The sequence below is a fragment of the Parvibaculum sp. genome (assembly GCF_049671045.1).
GTDB lineage: Bacteria > Pseudomonadota > Alphaproteobacteria > Parvibaculales > Parvibaculaceae > Parvibaculum.
Map to the genome: position 1 here is coordinate 23,181 of NZ_JBATUH010000106.1, position 15,563 is coordinate 38,743.

Genomic DNA, 15,563 nt, shown 5'->3' on the forward strand with positions numbered 1-15,563 from the left:
GAAATCTCCTGACTTGCTTACGCCACTACTGCTCGCGCCCGCTCCCTGATGAAGGACTCGACCGCGTGAAGGTCATTGGGGAGCACGCTCAGGCGCTCCTCCCGCTCGAAAAGATCACGCATGCGAGGCGGCAATTCGGGATGGATGCCGGAAGCCTTCTTCACAGCGTCCGGGAATTTCGCCGGATGCGCGGTCGCCAATGTCACCATGGGCGTCGCGCCGTCGCCGCGCTGCGCGCGCGCCGCCGCGAGACCGACGGCCGTATGCGGATCGACGAGTTCGCCCGTCTCGGCAAGCGTCCTTGCTATCGTCTCGGCCGTTTCCGCCTCATCGACACGGCGGGCGGAAAAGAGCGTGCGGATCGCCTCGAGCCGCAAGGGCTCGATGGTGAAGGAGCCCGCCTGGGCGAGGCTCTGCATCAGGCGGCTCACCGCCGCGCCGTCGCGCGAATAGGCGTCGTAAACGAGGCGCTCGAAATTCGACGAGACCTGAATGTCCATGCTCGGGCTCATGGTCGGCACGACCTCGCCGACCTCGTAGCGCCCGCTGGCGAGCGTGCGCGCGAGAATGTCGTTCTGGTTCGTCGCCACGATGAGCTTTCCGACCGGGAGGCCCATGCGGCTCGCCGCATAGCCGGCGAAAATATCGCCGAAATTGCCGGTCGGCACCGAGAAGGACACCGGCCGCGCCGGGCTTCCGAGCGCCACCGCGCTCGTGAAGAAATAGACGATCTGGGCCATGACCCGGCCCCAGTTGATCGAGTTGACGCCCGCAAGCGCCACCTCGTCGCGGAAACCGTGGTCGTTGAACATCGCCTTCACCAGCGCCTGACAATCGTCGAAGGAGCCTTCGATGGCGATGTTATGGACGTTGGTGTCGGGCACCGTTGTCATCTGGCGGCGCTGCACGTCGGAGACGCGGCCCTTCGGATGCAGGATGAAGATGTCGCTCGTCTCGCGGCCCCGAAAAGCCTCGATCGCCGCCGAGCCGGTGTCGCCCGAGGTCGCCCCGACCACGGTAATGCGCGCGCCCCGCTTCGCCAGCACATGATCGAAGAGCCGGGCGAGGATCTGCATCGCCACGTCCTTGAAGGCGAGCGTCGGCCCGTGGAAGAGCTCCAGCAGCCAGTCGTTCACGTCGATCTGCTTCAGGGGCGCCACCGCCTTGTGGCCGAAGCCCCGATAGGCCTCGCCGATCATCCGCGCAAGGTCCGCCTCGGCGATTGCGCCGCCGATGAAGGGGCTCATGACCCGGAGCGCGACTTCCTGATAGGAGAGCCCCGCCAGCGCCTTGATCTTGCGCTCGCTCAGCTGCGGCCACTCCGCGGGCACGTAGAGCCCGCCATCGCGGGCGAGGCCGGCGAGCAATACTTCTTCGAATTCAAGCGCCGGGGATTGGCCCCTTGTGCTGACGTATTTCACCATAATCTCCAGGATAGCCGGGTCCATGCGGCCGGTCGGGGTAACCTAACCCCGGCGAGGGGACGAGGCAAACATGCGATTCGAATTGAGCGAAGAGCGCGCCGGACCGGCCTAACAGCCGAGATATCGCTCCTCTATATGGCGCCGGAAGGCCGCCGTGCCAAGGGGTTCGCCGGTCGCCGCAAGGACAATGCCATCAGGCGAAAGGCGCGAGCCATGGCCGTGGACATTGCCTCTAACCCACTGAAGAAGAAGCGAAAAATCGCCCTTCCCCAGCGCCGGCTCAATGGCCGGATCGGCCCTTTTCGCCGCGGCAAAGAGCTGCGCGGCCGCGAGCGCGCCGAGCGTATAAGTGGGAAAATAACCGAACGACCCGGACGGCCAGTGAATGTCCTGCATGCAGCCCGAGGCGTCGTCCGGCGGGCGGATGCCGAGCGCCTTTTCCATGCCCTCGTTCCACGCGGCGGGGAGATCGGCGGCACCGAGATCGCCGGCGATCATCGCGCGCTCGAGGCGATAGCGCAGGATGACGTGGAGCGGATAGGTCACCTCGTCGGCCTGCACGCGGATGAGGCTCAGCCGCACCCGGCGATAATGGGCAAGCAGGTTCTCCGGCGACCATTCGGGCCCCTCGCCGCCGAAGATCGACTTCAGACGCGGGCTCAGAAAGGCGATGAAGGGCGCGGAGCGGCCCGCCTGCATCTCGAAGAGCAGCGACTGGCTTTCATGGATCGTCATGCCGCGCGAGCGCCCGACCGGCTGGCCGCGCCATTCGGCCGGAAGCCCGCGCTCATAGAGCGAATGTCCCGTCTCGTGGATGACGGCCATCAGACTTTCGGTGAAGTCCGCCTCGTCATAGCGGGTGGTGATGCGGCTGTCCTCCGGCACGCCGCCGGTGAAGGGATGGTGGCTCACATCGAGCCGGCCATGCCTGAAATCAAAGCCGAGCGCATCCATCACCTCCCGGCCGAGTCTCTCCTGAAGCGCGACGGGAAAGGGGCCGGAAATGGGCAGATGCGCGGGACGCGCGCCCTGCGCGTCCATGACGCGCCGGAGGAGGTCCGGCAGGAAGCTCTCGATCTCGTCGAAAAGACGGTCGATCTCGCCGGAACGGCGGCCGGGATCGTAGCTGTCGAGCAGCACATCATATGGCGAGAGGCCGAGCGCGTCGGCCTTGGCGGCGGCCTGCTCGCGGATGAGCGCGATCAGCGCGTCGAGCGCGGGCGCGAGGCGCGCATAATCGTTCGCCGCGCGGGCGCCGCGCCAGATCATCTCGGTTTCGGATTTCTGGTGCGACAGCTTCTCGACGAGATCGGCGGGCGTTGCCGTCGCATGGGCGTGGATGCGCGCCATCTCCTCAAGATTGGCGCGATCCCATTCGGTAAGCGAGGCGGCCGTTTCCCGCGCGCTCGCCAGAAGGTCGGCCATTTGCGGCGCGGTGATGAGTTCATGCGCGACGAGCGCGAGCGCTGCCTGCTGCTCCGCGCGCGCCCGCGCGCCACCCTCCGGCATCATTGTGGCGCGGTCCCAATGCAAGACCGCCTGCGCGCCCTGAAGCGCGGAAAGGCGGTGGAAGCGCGCCTTCAGCGCCTCATAGGCCGAGATCGAATTGCTTTCACTCATGATCGGATCAGGACTTCGGGCGGCCGACGCGCCCGCGGCCGCGATGATAGAAATAGTAGATGACGAGCAGCGCCGCCGCGAGGCTGAACCAGGTGAGCGCATATTGCAGGTGCTCGTTGCGTATATCCACATGCGTGCGCCCGCCCTTCGGCAAGCCGCCGGGATTGGGCGTCGCGTCCGCCTCGACGAAGAAGGGCGCGACCGGGCCGAGATGCGATGCCGCGGCCATCGCCTGCGGATCGCGCGTGAACCAGAGGTTCTTCTCGATGTCGTCCGGCGGCGTGAAGGTGTCGCGCCTTTGCGGCATGCGGACGATGCCGACGACCGTCGCCTCACCCGCGATCTGGCCTGCCTCTCTCGTCGCCGGGTCCTTGCGCTCCTCCGGCACGAAGCCCCGATCGACGAGCACGATGCCGCCCGATGAAAGCACCATGGGCGTGATGACATCGTAGCCCGGCGTTCCCTTGTCGGCTTGCGTGAAGTAGTGGAATTCGCTGTCGTGGCGGAACGTGCCGGTCAGGCGGAGATGGCGATATTCGAGCGCGGCGACATCGAGCGCCGGCCAGCTCGCCGCTGGCGGCACATCGGCGGCGGGTGCCGACATGCGCTCGTCGATCTTCGCGATGAGAGCGAGCTTCCAGTCGAGCCTGTGAAGCTGCCAGACGCCGAGCCCGACCAGCAGCGCGAACATCGCGGCCGTGGCGACGGTCGGCCACAGAAGCGGGCGGAAAAAACGGTTGCTAGCGAGCATTCCATGCCGAACCGGCGGCGCAGCGCCGGCTTCTCCATTGTCAAAAACGAAGGGCGGGACCGCGCTCGCGAACCCGCCCTCCTCCATTCAATTCGAAGAGCTTCTTCGATCAGCCCGCATGAATGACGGCGCCGTGAGAGCCCCAGACATAGATGCAGGCAAAGAGGAAGAGCCACACCACGTCGACGAAGTGCCAGTACCAGGCGGCAGCCTCGAAGCCGAAATGCTGCTTCGGCGTGAACTGCCCGGCAATCGCGCGGCCGAGGCAGACTGCGAGGAAGATGGTGCCGACGAACACATGGAAGCCGTGGAAGCCGGTCGCCATGTAGAAAGTCGCGCCATAGATGTTGCCGGCGAAGGAGAACTCCGCGTGGACGTACTCATAGGCCTGAAGCGCGCTGAAGATGATGCCCAGCACCACCGTCAGAACGAGACCCTGAACGAGGCCCTTGCGATCGCCATGCTGAAGCGCGTGGTGCGCCCAGGTGACGGTCGTGCCCGAGGTGAGCAGGATCAGCGTGTTCAGCAGCGGAATGTGCCAGGGATCGAAGACCTCGACGCCCTGGGGCGGCCAATGCCCGCCGGTGAAGGCGGCGCGGGCGGCCTGAATGGGCTCGCCGGTGAAGAGGCTCGCATCGAAGAAGGCCCAGAACCAGGCGACGAAGAACATCACCTCGGAGCTGATGAAGAGCAGCATGCCGTAGCGCAGGTGAAGCTGCACGACCGGCGTGTGGTCGCCGCGATTGGCCTCGCGCACGACATCGCTCCACCAGCCGATCATCGTGTAGATCACGATGGCGAAGCCGGGCGCCATGTACCAGATCGGCGAGCCGTGGAAATACATCACCGCGCCGACGCAGAGAACGAACGCACCCACCGAGCCGACGATGGGCCAGGGGCTCGGGTCTACGAGATGATAATCGTGATGTTTGGCGTGAGCGTCAGCCATGTCCCCTCTTCTCCGCTTCCAATCCGGCAGTCACTGCGCCGGAATATTTCTTATACAACCTGCTCCATGCCAAGCACGGCGCCAACGACGGGCCGCTTGGCGACATTGCCGCCGAGTTTGGCGATGGTGACGATGAAAAAGAGCGTCACCAGCGCACCGAGTACCAGGGCCAGCGCCACACTGCGCTGACGGCGGCGTTTCAACTGTTCTTCGCTCCACTGGCGCGGCTGTTCCTGCCCGCCATGGTTGTTGCCTTCCGCCATGCCTATCCCCACAGCTCCAGCAGCGGCCGCGCAAGGCCGAAGCCCTGCTCGACGAGCAGCGTGCTGAACACGAGAAAGAGGTAGAGGATGGAATAGGCGAAAAGCTGCTTGGCCGCCTTGTCCTGCGCCTTCTTCTCATCCGCCGTATCCGCCCGCGTCCTGAACACGCGGTAGGCGAAGACGAGGAAAAGAGCGCCGAGAATGGCCGCGAACACCGTGTAGAAGACGCCCGCAAAGCCGAGGAAGCCCGGCGCCAGCGTCACCGGCACGAGAAGCACCGAATAGATGAGGATCTGGCGGCGCGTCTCCGCCTCGCCCGCGACGACCGGCAGCATCGGCACGCCTGCATGCTCGTAGTCGTCAGAACGGAAGAGCGCCAGGGCCCAGAAATGCGGCGGCGTCCACATGAAGATGATGAGAAAGAGAATGACCGAGGGGACGGATACCGTGCCCGTCACCGCCGCCCAGCCGATCATCGGAGGGAAGGCGCCGGCCGCGCCGCCGATCACGATGTTCTGCGGCGTGCGGCGCTTCAGACCCATCGTGTAGATGACGGCATAGAAGAAGATGGTGAAGGCGAGAAGGAAGGCCGCCGTGTAGTTGACGGCAAGCGCCATCATCAGCACGGAGCCCACCGAAAGCGTCAACCCGAAGCCGAGAGCCTCGCGCGAGGTGATGCGGCCGGCCGGCACGGGCCGGTTGATTGTCCGCGCCATCTTCGCGTCGATGTCGGCGTCGTACCACATATTGAGCGCGCCCGAGGCACCGGCGCCGACCGCGATGCAGAGAAGCGCCGTGAAGGCGATGACCGGATTGATCTCGCCTGGCGCGACCACGAGACCGACGAGCGCCGTGAAGATCACGAGCGACATCACCCGCGGCTTCAGAAGCTCGAAATAGTCTCCGGGCGAGGCCATGCCGATTTGCGGCATGGCCTCGTTTCCGAGATGGCGATCTGCGATCGAAGTGTCAGACATATCCGGTCCTGGCCGCTTACCTGATGCGCGGCAGTTCGTTGAACTGGTGGAACGGAGGCGGCGACGAGAGCGTCCATTCGAGCGTCGTCGCGCCCTCACCCCACGGATTGTCCGCCGCCTTCTGCTTCTTCGCGAAGGCGTGAACGACGCCCACGAGGAAGATCAGCACGCCAAAGGCCGAGATGTAGGAACCGATCGAGGAGATGTGGTTCCAGAACGTATAGACGTCCGGATAGTCCGCATAGCGGCGCGGCATGCCGGCAAGGCCGAGGAAGTGCTGCGGGAAGAAGACGATGTTCACACCGATGAACATGACCCAGAAGTGCAGCTTGCCGATCAGCTCGCTGTACATGTAGCCCGTGATCTTCGGGAACCAGTAGTACCAGCCCGCGAAGATGGCGAAGACGGCACCGAGCGAGAGCACGTAGTGGAAATGCGCCACCACGTAGTAGGTGTCCTGAAGCACCCGGTCGACGCCCGCATTGGCGAGCACGACGCCCGTGACGCCGCCGATCGTGAACAGGAAGATGAAGCCGATCGCCCAGAGCATCGGCGTCTTGAACTCGAGCGAGCCGCCCCACATGGTCGCGATCCACGAGAAGACCTTCACGCCCGTCGGCACGGCGATGACCATCGTCGCGGCGACGAAATAGGCCTGCGTGTTGACCGAGAGGCCCACCGTGTACATGTGGTGCGCCCAGACGACGAAGCCGACGACGCCGATCGCGACCATGGCATAGGCCATGCCGAGATAGCCGAAGACGGGCTTGCGCGAGAAGGTGGACACCACCTGGCTGACGATGCCGAAGCCGGGCAGGATCATGATGTAGACTTCGGGGTGGCCGAAGAACCAGAAGAGGTGTTGGTAGAGGATCGGGTCGCCGCCGCCTTCAGGCTTGAAGAAGGTGGTGCCGAAGTTGCGGTCCGTGAGCAGCATGGTGATCGCGCCGGCGAGAACCGGGAGCGAGAGCAGCAGCAGGAACGCGGTCACGAGCACGGACCACACGAAGAGCGGCATCTTGTGCAGCGTCATGCCCGGGGCGCGCATGTTGAAGATGGTGGTGATGAAGTTGATCGAGCCGAGGATCGACGAGACGCCCGCGATGTGGATCGAGAGGATCGCGAAGTCCATCGCCGGTCCGGGCGTGCCGGTCGTCGAGAGCGGCGGATAGATCGTCCAGCCGCCTGCGACGCCATCGCCGCCCGGCTGGCCGGGAACGAACATCGAAATGATGAAGAGCGCGAAGGCGACGGGCAGCAGCCAGAACGAGATGTTGTTCATGCGCGGGAAGGCCATGTCCGGCGCGCCGACCATGAGCGGCACGAACCAGTTGCCGAACCCGCCCATCATCGCGGGCATGACCACGAAGAAGATCATGATCAGGCCGTGGGCGGTGACGAGCACATTATAGAGGTTGTGATCGAGATGGAGGATTCCGCCGCCCGGATACATCAGGTTCATGCGGATCATCACCGACATCGTGCCGCCGATCAGGCCGGCCACGATGGAGAAGATGAAATACATCGTCCCGATGTCTTTGTGGTTGGTCGAATAGAGATAGCGCCTCCATCCGGTCGGGTGGTCTGCGTGACCGGCGTGCGCAGTCTGAGCTTGCCCTGCCATCTGTCTAACCCTTCGCTCTGTCTTTCAAATATTCTGTAATTGATCCGGCCGTCCGCTCAGCGGGCGACAGAAACCGCGGCGGTCTTCACAAGGTTCGACTGCCCTGCATCGGCCGATTTCTGCTGCTCGGCGATCCATGCAGCGAATTCCTCCTTCGTCACGACCTTGATGTCGATGGGCATGAAGGCGTGGCTGGGGCCGCAAAGTTCGGAGCACTGGCCATAGTAGCTGCCTGTCTTCTCGGCGCGGAACCAGGTCTCGTTGAGGCGGCCCGGCACGGCATCGATCTTGACGCCGAAGGAGGGCACCGCCCAGGAATGGATCACGTCGGCCGCCGTCACGATCACGCGGACGGTGGTGCCCACGGGAACGACCATGGCGTTGTCGGTGGCGAGAAGGCGGGGCTGGCCCGGCTTCAGATCGGCATCGGCGACGATGTTGGCGTCGAAGGAAATGTCGCCATGGTCGGGATATTCATAGCCCCAGTACCACTGATAGCCGGTCGCCTTGATGGTCAGCTCGGCCTCGGGAATGACGACCTGCTTGTAGAGGAGCCGGAAGGAGGGGATGGAGATGACGACCAGAAGGATCACCGGAATGACCGTCCATGCGACCTCGACGAGGGTGTTGTGGGTCGTCTTGGAGGGGGTCGGGTTCTTCTTGTGACGGAAGCGAACCATCACGATCAGCAGCAGCAGCGTCACGAAGATCACGATGCCGCCGGTTACGGCGAGAAGCAGATCATGGAAGGCGCGGATGTCTTCCATCACTGGCGTCGCCGCCGCCTGCAAGCCGAGCTGGCCGTCCACAGCCATGCCATCCGCCCATGCCGAGGCGACGAGGCCGCCATCAAAGTGCCCGATCGCGAAAGCAATCGCGAAGAGCCCCATACCGATCAGAAACCGCATGCTTGTTCCCAGCTCCCAGTGTCTTCCCGCCGACGCAGAGTGTCTTCCTGCCGACGCAGAGTTCTTGTCCGTAGGAAGGTCCGCTTGCGCCGCAAGGGCGTCGCAGCTCCCCTCCCGCCGTTTTCCCGGCCGCGTTCAACCCGGTCGGGGTCAGCGCCCCGCATTCCGGCGGAGCACATGAAAATCAATCTCGGGCGTCAAAAATCATAATCCGTAATCCGCCGCAAGCATCCAGACGGCGGAAAATCCCCGCTCAAGCCGCATCCCCTCGGCACGAACCGCCTTCCGGGGACCATCGGAGACCCGGCACGACTCGCGGGATTGAGTATAGACACCTTGCGGCCATCGGCCACAGATGTTCAGGGCCTTTTGCGACGTTTTGCCACAAGGACAATCCCGGCAGGATCACGCAGCCGCCATGATTTTACCGGATTCCGCGACGTCAGACGGCCGCCACTTCTCACGGCGGCAAAAAAGCCTAGAGTAAGACTTAATCTCAAACCGGAGGCTTGGAGCCGGAAGGCGGGAAAAAGCGATGCGCGACGAGGCCCTCATCCACTTTCATTACGGTTCGCAGATCTCGGCCGGTCTCGTGCTGACGGCCAACGGATCGGCGGCGCCCGAACTCATCAGCGAGGCCGCGCCCTATCTCAATCCGCGCAATCCCGGCCGCTCGGCGGTCGGGTTCTGCGTCTGCCACCCGGATATGGTCGACGACATCGTCGCCCCTCCTCCGCCCGGCTGGCAGAGCTGGCGCTTTGCGCAGTGGGACGACTGGTTCGGCCGGATCAACGGCGTGTTCCTGGTGGACCTGAAGCTCCTTCGCGTCGTGCAGTTTCCGCTCTATAGCTGCGGCTCGCAGGTGGTGCGCTGCGATCTTTCGGGCTTGCCGCGCCGGCTCGTGCCGGTGGAAGAATGGCTCGGCCAGAAGTAACCCGCGTTTGACGCCCGCGTTTGACGAAAGCCAGGACCAGATGAGCAGCTCCGCAGACGATCTCTTCTTCTCCGCCAGCGGCCTCGACCGGTCGCGCGTGGAAAGCCTTGTCGGCGAGGCGCTGCATGGCGCCGAGGACGGAGAACTCTTTCTCGAATACAGGCAATCGGAAGCCCTCGCCTTCGATGACGGGCGGCTGAAGATGGCGAGCTTCGACACGACGCAAGGCTTCGGGCTTCGTTGCGTCGCAGGCGAATCGACGGGCTATGCGCACGCCTCGGACCTCTCGGAAGAGGCGATCCGGCGCGCTGGCGAGGCCGTGCAGGCGGTGAAGCAGGGCCGCAGCTTCAGCCTCGCCGAAGGGCCGAAGCGCACCAACATCCATCTTTATACGGACGAAAACCCGCTCGGCGCCCAGAGCTTCGAGGAGAAGGTGAAACTTCTCGCCGATATAGACGCCTATGCGCGCGCGAAGGACGAGCGCGTGCGCCAGGTTTCGGCCTCGCTTGTCGGCGAATGGCAGGCCGTCGAGATCATGCGGCCCGACGGCAATGTCGTGCGGGACATCCGCCCCCTCGTCCGCCTCAATGTTTCGATCATCGCGGGCCAGGGCGACCGGCAGGAGGCCGGCAGCTATGGCGTCGGCGGGCGCACGGGCTATGAGGTCTATATCGACCCGATGCAATGGCAGGCACAGGTCGACGAAGCGCTGCGCCAGGCGCTCGTCAATCTGGAATCGGTGCCCGCGCCCGCGGGCGAAATGGATGTGGTGCTCGGGCCGGGCTGGCCCGGCATCCTGCTCCATGAAGCGATCGGCCACGGGCTCGAAGGCGATTTCAACCGCAAGAAAACCTCCGCCTTTTCGGGCCTGCTCGGCCAGCGCGTCGCGGCGCCCGGCGTCACTGTCGTCGACGATGGCACGCTCGCCGACCGGCGCGGCTCGCTCACCGTCGATGACGAAGGCACGCCGACCTCGCGCACGGTGCTCATCGAAGACGGCATCCTCAAGGGCTACATGCAGGACCGGCTCAATGCGCGCCTCATGGGCATGGCCGCGACCGGTAACGGGCGGCGCGAATCCTACGCCCACCAGCCCATGCCGCGCATGACGAACACCTACATGCTCTCCGGCCGCCACGAGCCCGACGAAATCCTCCGCTCGGTGAAGAAGGGCCTTTACGCCGTCAATTTCGGCGGCGGGCAGGTCGACATCACCAGCGGCAAGTTCGTCTTCACCTGCACCGAGGCCTATCTCATCGAGAACGGCCGCATCGGCGCGCCGGTCAAGGGCGCGACGCTCATCGGCAACGGCCCCGATGTCCTCACCCGCGTGGCCATGATCGGCAACGACATGCGGCTCGATCCCGGAATCGGAACCTGCGGCAAGGCGGGACAGGGCGTGCCCGTCGGCGTCGGCCAACCGACGCTGCTCGTAAAGGGGCTGACGGTCGGCGGCACCGCGCAGGCGGCCTGACCGGGCGCGGAGCCGCGAGGGAAGACATGAGCTGGCGCCGCTTCAGAATGCGGTCGGGCGATCCGACGCTGCTCGCGGGGCTCAGGCCGTTTCAGGCCGATCTCGCCGCGCTGCCGGTTGAGGTCGATCTTTCGCCGTCGCGCATGGCGGGCTATGCATCGCTGGCGGGCGCCGGCCTCTTCGCTGCGGGGCTTGCCCTCTTCGTCATTCGGAACCGGCCGCTCGAAGGCGCCGCGCTCTACGCGGCGCTTGCGGCGCTGCTTCCCGTCGCGCTCCTTCTGCTTCAGGCGTGGAGCGTTCTTGCCACGCGCCGAATTGTGCTTTTCGGCCCGCTCGACGTGCGGGTGACGGAAGCCGATGGCGAAGAGTGGCGCGCCAGATATCAGGACATGGCGGGCGTCCGCCGCCTCGAAATCGCGCAAGCGGCGCGCAACGGAACGACGCTTCATCAGATCATCGAACTCGTGAACCGCGAGGGAACGAGGACGCTGCCCCTTTATGTGCGTCGCGGCGCATGGGCCGGACAGGCGGAGCTTGAGCTCTATGCCGCGCGGCTCGGCGTGCCGATCCTCCCCGATGTCAGGCGCATGAGGGGCGCAGCCGGCTACCGGAAAGACCAGACGGCAGAGCGCCGATGAAGCGCCCGCGCTCCGTCTTCGCGGCCCTGGACCCCGGCATGAAGCCGGGGGTGACAATCATGGGGCATCCGGCCCCAACGCAATGCTGTCACCCTGGGCTCGTCCCGGGGTCCACATTTAGGCCACGGCGCAGGAGAAGATGGATGCCGGGACGAGCCCGGCATGACGGCGGGGTGAATTCCAGTTCACAGCTTCTGTGTCCCCCGGCATGAAAGCCGGGGTGGCAATCACGGGGCAAGCGCCACAGCACAAAGCTGTCAGCCCGGGGCTTGTCCCGGGGTCCACCTTTAGGCCACGGCGCAGGAGAAGATGGATGCCGGGTCGAGCCCGGCATGACGTTGGAGTGAATGTCACTTCACAACTTCTGTGCCCCCCGGCATGAAAGCCAGGGTGACAATCGTGATGCACCCGGCCCCAACGCAATGCTGTCACCCCGGGCTTGTCCAGGGGTCCACCTTTAGGCCACGGTGCAGGAGAAGATGGATGCCGGGTCGAGCCCGGCATGACGGCGGGGTGAATTCCGGTTCACAGCTTCTGTGTCCCCCGGCATGAAAGCCGGGGTGGCAATCACGGGGCAAACGCCCCAGCACAAAGCTGTCACCCCGGGCTTGTCCCGGGGTCCAGCGGCCGCCGCCCTCGCCTCAGCCATTCTTGCTGTGGCAGACGGCCTGCAGCTTGTTGCCCGCCGGATCGCGCACATAGGCGCCGTAATAGTTCGGGTGGTACTGGGGCCTCAGGCCCGGCGCGCCCTCGCTCGTGCCGCCGAATTTCAGCGCCGCCTCGTGGAAGGCATCGACCGCGGCGCGGCTCGGCGCGAGAAAGGCGACGTGCCCGCCATTGCCCGGCACATGCGGCTTGCCATCGAAGGGCTTCAGAACGAACACCTTGGGGCCGGTCGCCGTGCCATAGCTCAGCGTGCCCTCGATCTTGAAGAAAGGCGCGATGCCGAGCGTCGCCAGAACCGCGTCATAGAAGGCTTCGAGCTTCTGCGGATCGTCCGCCCCTATGGTGACGTGGCTGAACATCTCTCCTCCGCTCATGAGCTGCGCCGGTCAGAACGCATATTCCGTATAGGCAGGATCGACCTTGCCTCCCCAGCGGCCGTGATAGGCCTCGAGCATTTCCTCGGCGGGCGACTTGCCCTTGCCGACAATGTCCTCGACGGCGGAGAGAAAGACGGTTTCGTTCGCCGTGCCCGCGCCGTCGCCTCTAGCGCGCGCGCGCAGTCCGGCGCGCGAAATCTCGACCGCCTGGCGCGCGACATCGAGCAGCGTGCCCTTGCGGAAGGGCGTCGCGAAGCCGAGACGCGGAACGTCGTCGCGAAGCTGCTGGCGCTCCTCCGCGCTCCAGTCCTTGACGAGATCCCAGGCGGCATCAAGCGAGGACTGGTCATAGGTGAGGCCGACCCAGAAGGCAGGCAGCGCGCAGATGCGCGCCCACGGGCCGCCATCGGCGCCGCGCATCTCGATATAGTTCTTGAGCCGCGCCTCGGGGAAGATCGTCGTCAGATGATTGATCCAGTCGCCGCGCGTCGGCGTCTCGCCCTCGGCGCCCTTGAGCTTTCCTTCCATGAAGTCTCGGAAGGACTGGCCCGTCACGTCGATATAGCGGCCATTGCGGAAGATGAAATACATCGGCACATCGAGCGCATAGTCGACATAGCGCTCGAAGCTGAAGCCATCCTCGAAGATGAAGGGGATCATGCCCGTGCGCGCGCGATCTGTGTCGGTCCAGACATGCGAGCGGTAGGAGAGATAGCCGTTCGGCTTTCCTTCCGTGAACGGAGAATTTGCGAAGATCGCGGTGGCGACAGGCTGCAGGGCGACGGCGACGCGCAGCTTCTTCACCATATCGGCCTCGGACGCGAAATCGAGGTTCACCTGCACGGTGCATGAGCGGTACATCATGTCGAGCCCCATGGTCCCGACCTTCTGCATGTACTCGGTCATGATCTTGTAGCGGCCCTTGGGCATGACCGGAATTTCGTCGCGCCGCCAGCTCGGCGTGAAGCCGAGGCCGAGAAAGCCGACGCCGTGCTCGCCGCCCACTTCCTTCACCTGTGCCAGATGATCGTGAAGCTCGGCGCAGGTCTGGTGCAGCGTCTCGAGCGGTGCGCCCGAAAGCTCGAACTGGCCGCCCGGCTCCAGCGAAATATTGCCGCCGCCCTTCGGGCTCTCGAGGCCGATCAGCGTCTCGCCTTCATAGACGCCGAGCCAGCCGAAACGCATCAGCCCCTCGAGCAGCGCGCGGATGCCGTGCGGCCCCTCATAGGGAACCGGCGATCTGTCGGCGATGAAGAAGGGAAATTTCTCGTGCTCGGTGCCGATGCGCCATTCCTCGCGCGGCTTCGAGCCGCGCTCCAGCGCGGCGACGAGATCGTTCCGGCTCGTGATGGGCTCGGGCCCTGCAACGAGTACGCTCATGAGAGCCCCCTGGCATTACTTTAAGACCGTGCCGTTTCCGGTCGAGCCGCTTGCCGTGCCGTCCCCGTCCGGTCTTTTGATCTGGCGTCGGAAACATGTAGGGGCGCGTTTCTCCCCTGACAAGCACTAAGAAGTTGCGAACGTCACGCAAAACGGGCCATGCGGGCCTCGATCCGACGCAGGTGGCGCTCGCGCTTGCTCGCGCTCGCCGTATCCATCTCGTAAAGCGTCATCCAGACCCTGGTGCAGCCGCGGCGGCAGAGCGCGCCGAGCCCCCGCATGATGATGCGGCGATGGGGCTCGCCCACCCATTTCGCCCACCACCAGGGCGAGCCGCAACTCGTAATGCCGGCAAGCGCCCGGATATGCGTCATGCCGGGGCGGATGACCTTGCCGCTCTCGGGCATGTGGAAGGCGACGCCGGGCAGCCAGACGCGATCGAACCAGCCCTTGAGCATGGCCGGGAGCCCGTACCACCAGGTCGGAAAGACGAAGACGAGCCCTTCCGCCCATTGGAGATGCGCGACGTGATCGGCGACGCTCGCCGCGTTCCTCACCTCGTCCTGATAGACGATGCGTTCAGCGCGGCTGAGACGCGGCTCGAATTCCTCGGCATAGAGATCGAGCAGTCGCGTTTCGTGGCCCGCGCGCGCAAGGCCACGAAGCGCCGCATCGCGCATGGCGGCGCAGAAACTCTCCGCCACCGGATGGCAATAGACGACGAGCACTTTCATCCTTCATCGCCTCCTACCAATCGCCAAGGAAAAGCTGCACGGCGGCGAGCGCCGCGATCGCGGCCGTATCGGCGCGCATGATACGCGGACCGAGGGAAAGCGCCAGCGTATCGGCGCGCGCATGGAGGCGCGCACGCTCGCCCGCGTCGAAACCGCCTTCGGGACCGATGAGAAGCGCGAGCGGCGCGCCCCGCCCGATTTCTCCCGCGAGACGTTCGAGCGCCGCCTTCGCGCCGCCCGGCGCCGCCGCCTCGTCGCAGAAGAGAATGCGGCGCCCGCCTGCTTCCTCGCTCCATCTGTCGAGCAGGCGATCGAGGCTTTCCGCTTCGCGCACTTCGGGCAGCGCCACGAGCCCGCATTGCTCGGCCGCCTCGATGACATTGGCCTGAAGGCGCGCATCCTTGACGCGCGAAACGATTGTGCGCCGCGTGATGACGGGCTGGATGAGGCCCGCTCCCATTTCGGTCGCCTTCTGGGCGATGAAATCGAGACGCGCGCGCTTCACCGGCGCGAAAAGAAGCCAGATGTCCGGCAGCGCGATGTGAGGCCGCGTCCGCCCGGTCACGCGAAGAAGGCAGCTCTTCTTCGTTGCCTCCGCGATCTCGGCTGCCCATTCGCCGTCGCGCCCGTTGAAGAGAAGAACGCGCTCGCCCTCGCCCATGCGCAGCACATGGAGAAGATAGTGCGACTGATCCTTGCCGAGCGCGACTTCGCCGCCCTCGCCCAGCGGCGCATCGACATGGAGGCGCGTCTTGCCGGTGGCGCAATGCGCGGGGCCGCCCTCGTCTTCGACATCGTGCTCCATCGCCACTCCCGGCCCTTCATGATCCGGCGCGGATTGATT

General features: G+C 65.1%; 15 protein-coding genes. 3 read left to right on the top strand and 12 right to left on the bottom strand.

The genetic code is table 11. The features are described from left to right. Positions 1–17: 17 nt before the first annotated feature. The 8 genes from thrC to coxB form a co-directional block, all read right to left on the bottom strand. Entirely contained in the window at positions 18–1,421 is a 1,404-nt protein-coding gene (gene thrC / locus WBG82_RS12135) for a threonine synthase (protein WP_424424817.1), read from the bottom strand. 111 nt (positions 1,422–1,532) lie between these two features. Next, positions 1,533–3,044, bottom strand: coding sequence for a carboxypeptidase M32 (locus WBG82_RS12140; RefSeq protein ID WP_424424783.1), 1,512 nt, complete (start codon positions 3,042–3,044; stop codon positions 1,533–1,535). A gap of 7 nt (positions 3,045–3,051) precedes the next feature. Then, on the bottom strand, positions 3,052–3,795 hold the full coding sequence (locus tag WBG82_RS12145; RefSeq protein WP_424424784.1) for an SURF1 family protein: 744 nt from the start codon (positions 3,793–3,795) through the stop codon (positions 3,052–3,054). 109 nt (positions 3,796–3,904) lie between these two features. Continuing rightward, positions 3,905–4,744 (bottom strand): cytochrome c oxidase subunit 3, encoded by an 840-nt coding sequence (locus WBG82_RS12150; protein WP_424424785.1) that lies wholly within the window; start codon positions 4,742–4,744, stop codon positions 3,905–3,907. A 50-nt stretch (positions 4,745–4,794) separates the two neighbouring features. Next, complete coding sequence (locus tag WBG82_RS12155; RefSeq protein WP_424424786.1) at positions 4,795–5,007, bottom strand: hypothetical protein; 213 nt, start codon at positions 5,005–5,007, stop codon at positions 4,795–4,797. 2 nt (positions 5,008–5,009) lie between these two features. Beyond that, positions 5,010–5,984, bottom strand: coding sequence for a heme o synthase (cyoE, locus tag WBG82_RS12160; RefSeq protein ID WP_424424787.1), 975 nt, complete (start codon positions 5,982–5,984; stop codon positions 5,010–5,012). 16 nt (positions 5,985–6,000) lie between these two features. Next, positions 6,001–7,608 (bottom strand): cytochrome c oxidase subunit I, encoded by a 1,608-nt coding sequence (gene ctaD / locus WBG82_RS12165; RefSeq protein ID WP_424424788.1) that lies wholly within the window; start codon positions 7,606–7,608, stop codon positions 6,001–6,003. Between the two features lie 56 nt (positions 7,609–7,664). Next, a complete protein-coding gene (gene coxB, locus WBG82_RS12170; RefSeq protein WP_424424789.1) occupies positions 7,665–8,516 on the bottom strand; it encodes a cytochrome c oxidase subunit II in 852 nt (283 codons plus the stop codon). A gap of 535 nt (positions 8,517–9,051) precedes the next feature. Here coxB and WBG82_RS12175 point away from each other — a divergent pair. Genes WBG82_RS12175 through WBG82_RS12185 form a run of 3 tightly spaced genes read left to right on the top strand, consistent with a single transcriptional unit; the run spans position 9,052 to position 11,562 of the window. Then, positions 9,052–9,450: a hypothetical protein gene (locus WBG82_RS12175; protein WP_424424790.1), complete on the top strand. Its 399-nt coding sequence runs from the start codon at positions 9,052–9,054 to the stop codon at positions 9,448–9,450. Positions 9,451–9,490: 40 nt separating this feature from the next. After that, positions 9,491–10,924 (top strand): metalloprotease TldD, encoded by a 1,434-nt coding sequence (gene tldD / locus WBG82_RS12180; RefSeq protein WP_424424791.1) that lies wholly within the window; start codon positions 9,491–9,493, stop codon positions 10,922–10,924. Between the two features lie 26 nt (positions 10,925–10,950). Then, on the top strand, positions 10,951–11,562 hold the full coding sequence (locus tag WBG82_RS12185) for a hypothetical protein (protein ID WP_424424792.1): 612 nt from the start codon (positions 10,951–10,953) through the stop codon (positions 11,560–11,562). Positions 11,563–12,203: 641 nt separating this feature from the next. Here WBG82_RS12185 and WBG82_RS12190 read toward each other — a convergent pair. From WBG82_RS12190 to WBG82_RS12205, 4 genes are all read right to left on the bottom strand, one after another. Then, on the bottom strand, positions 12,204–12,602 hold the full coding sequence (locus WBG82_RS12190; protein WP_424424793.1) for a VOC family protein: 399 nt from the start codon (positions 12,600–12,602) through the stop codon (positions 12,204–12,206). A gap of 12 nt (positions 12,603–12,614) precedes the next feature. Then, positions 12,615–13,985 (bottom strand): glutamate--cysteine ligase, encoded by a 1,371-nt coding sequence (locus tag WBG82_RS12195; RefSeq protein ID WP_424424794.1) that lies wholly within the window; start codon positions 13,983–13,985, stop codon positions 12,615–12,617. Between the two features lie 143 nt (positions 13,986–14,128). Further along, positions 14,129–14,719 (bottom strand): NAD(P)H-dependent oxidoreductase, encoded by a 591-nt coding sequence (locus tag WBG82_RS12200; RefSeq protein WP_424424795.1) that lies wholly within the window; start codon positions 14,717–14,719, stop codon positions 14,129–14,131. Between the two features lie 13 nt (positions 14,720–14,732). After that, positions 14,733–15,524, bottom strand: a complete 792-nt coding sequence (locus tag WBG82_RS12205) for a 16S rRNA (uracil(1498)-N(3))-methyltransferase (protein ID WP_424424796.1) — start codon at positions 15,522–15,524, stop codon at positions 14,733–14,735. Between the last annotated feature and the right edge of the window lie 39 nt (positions 15,525–15,563).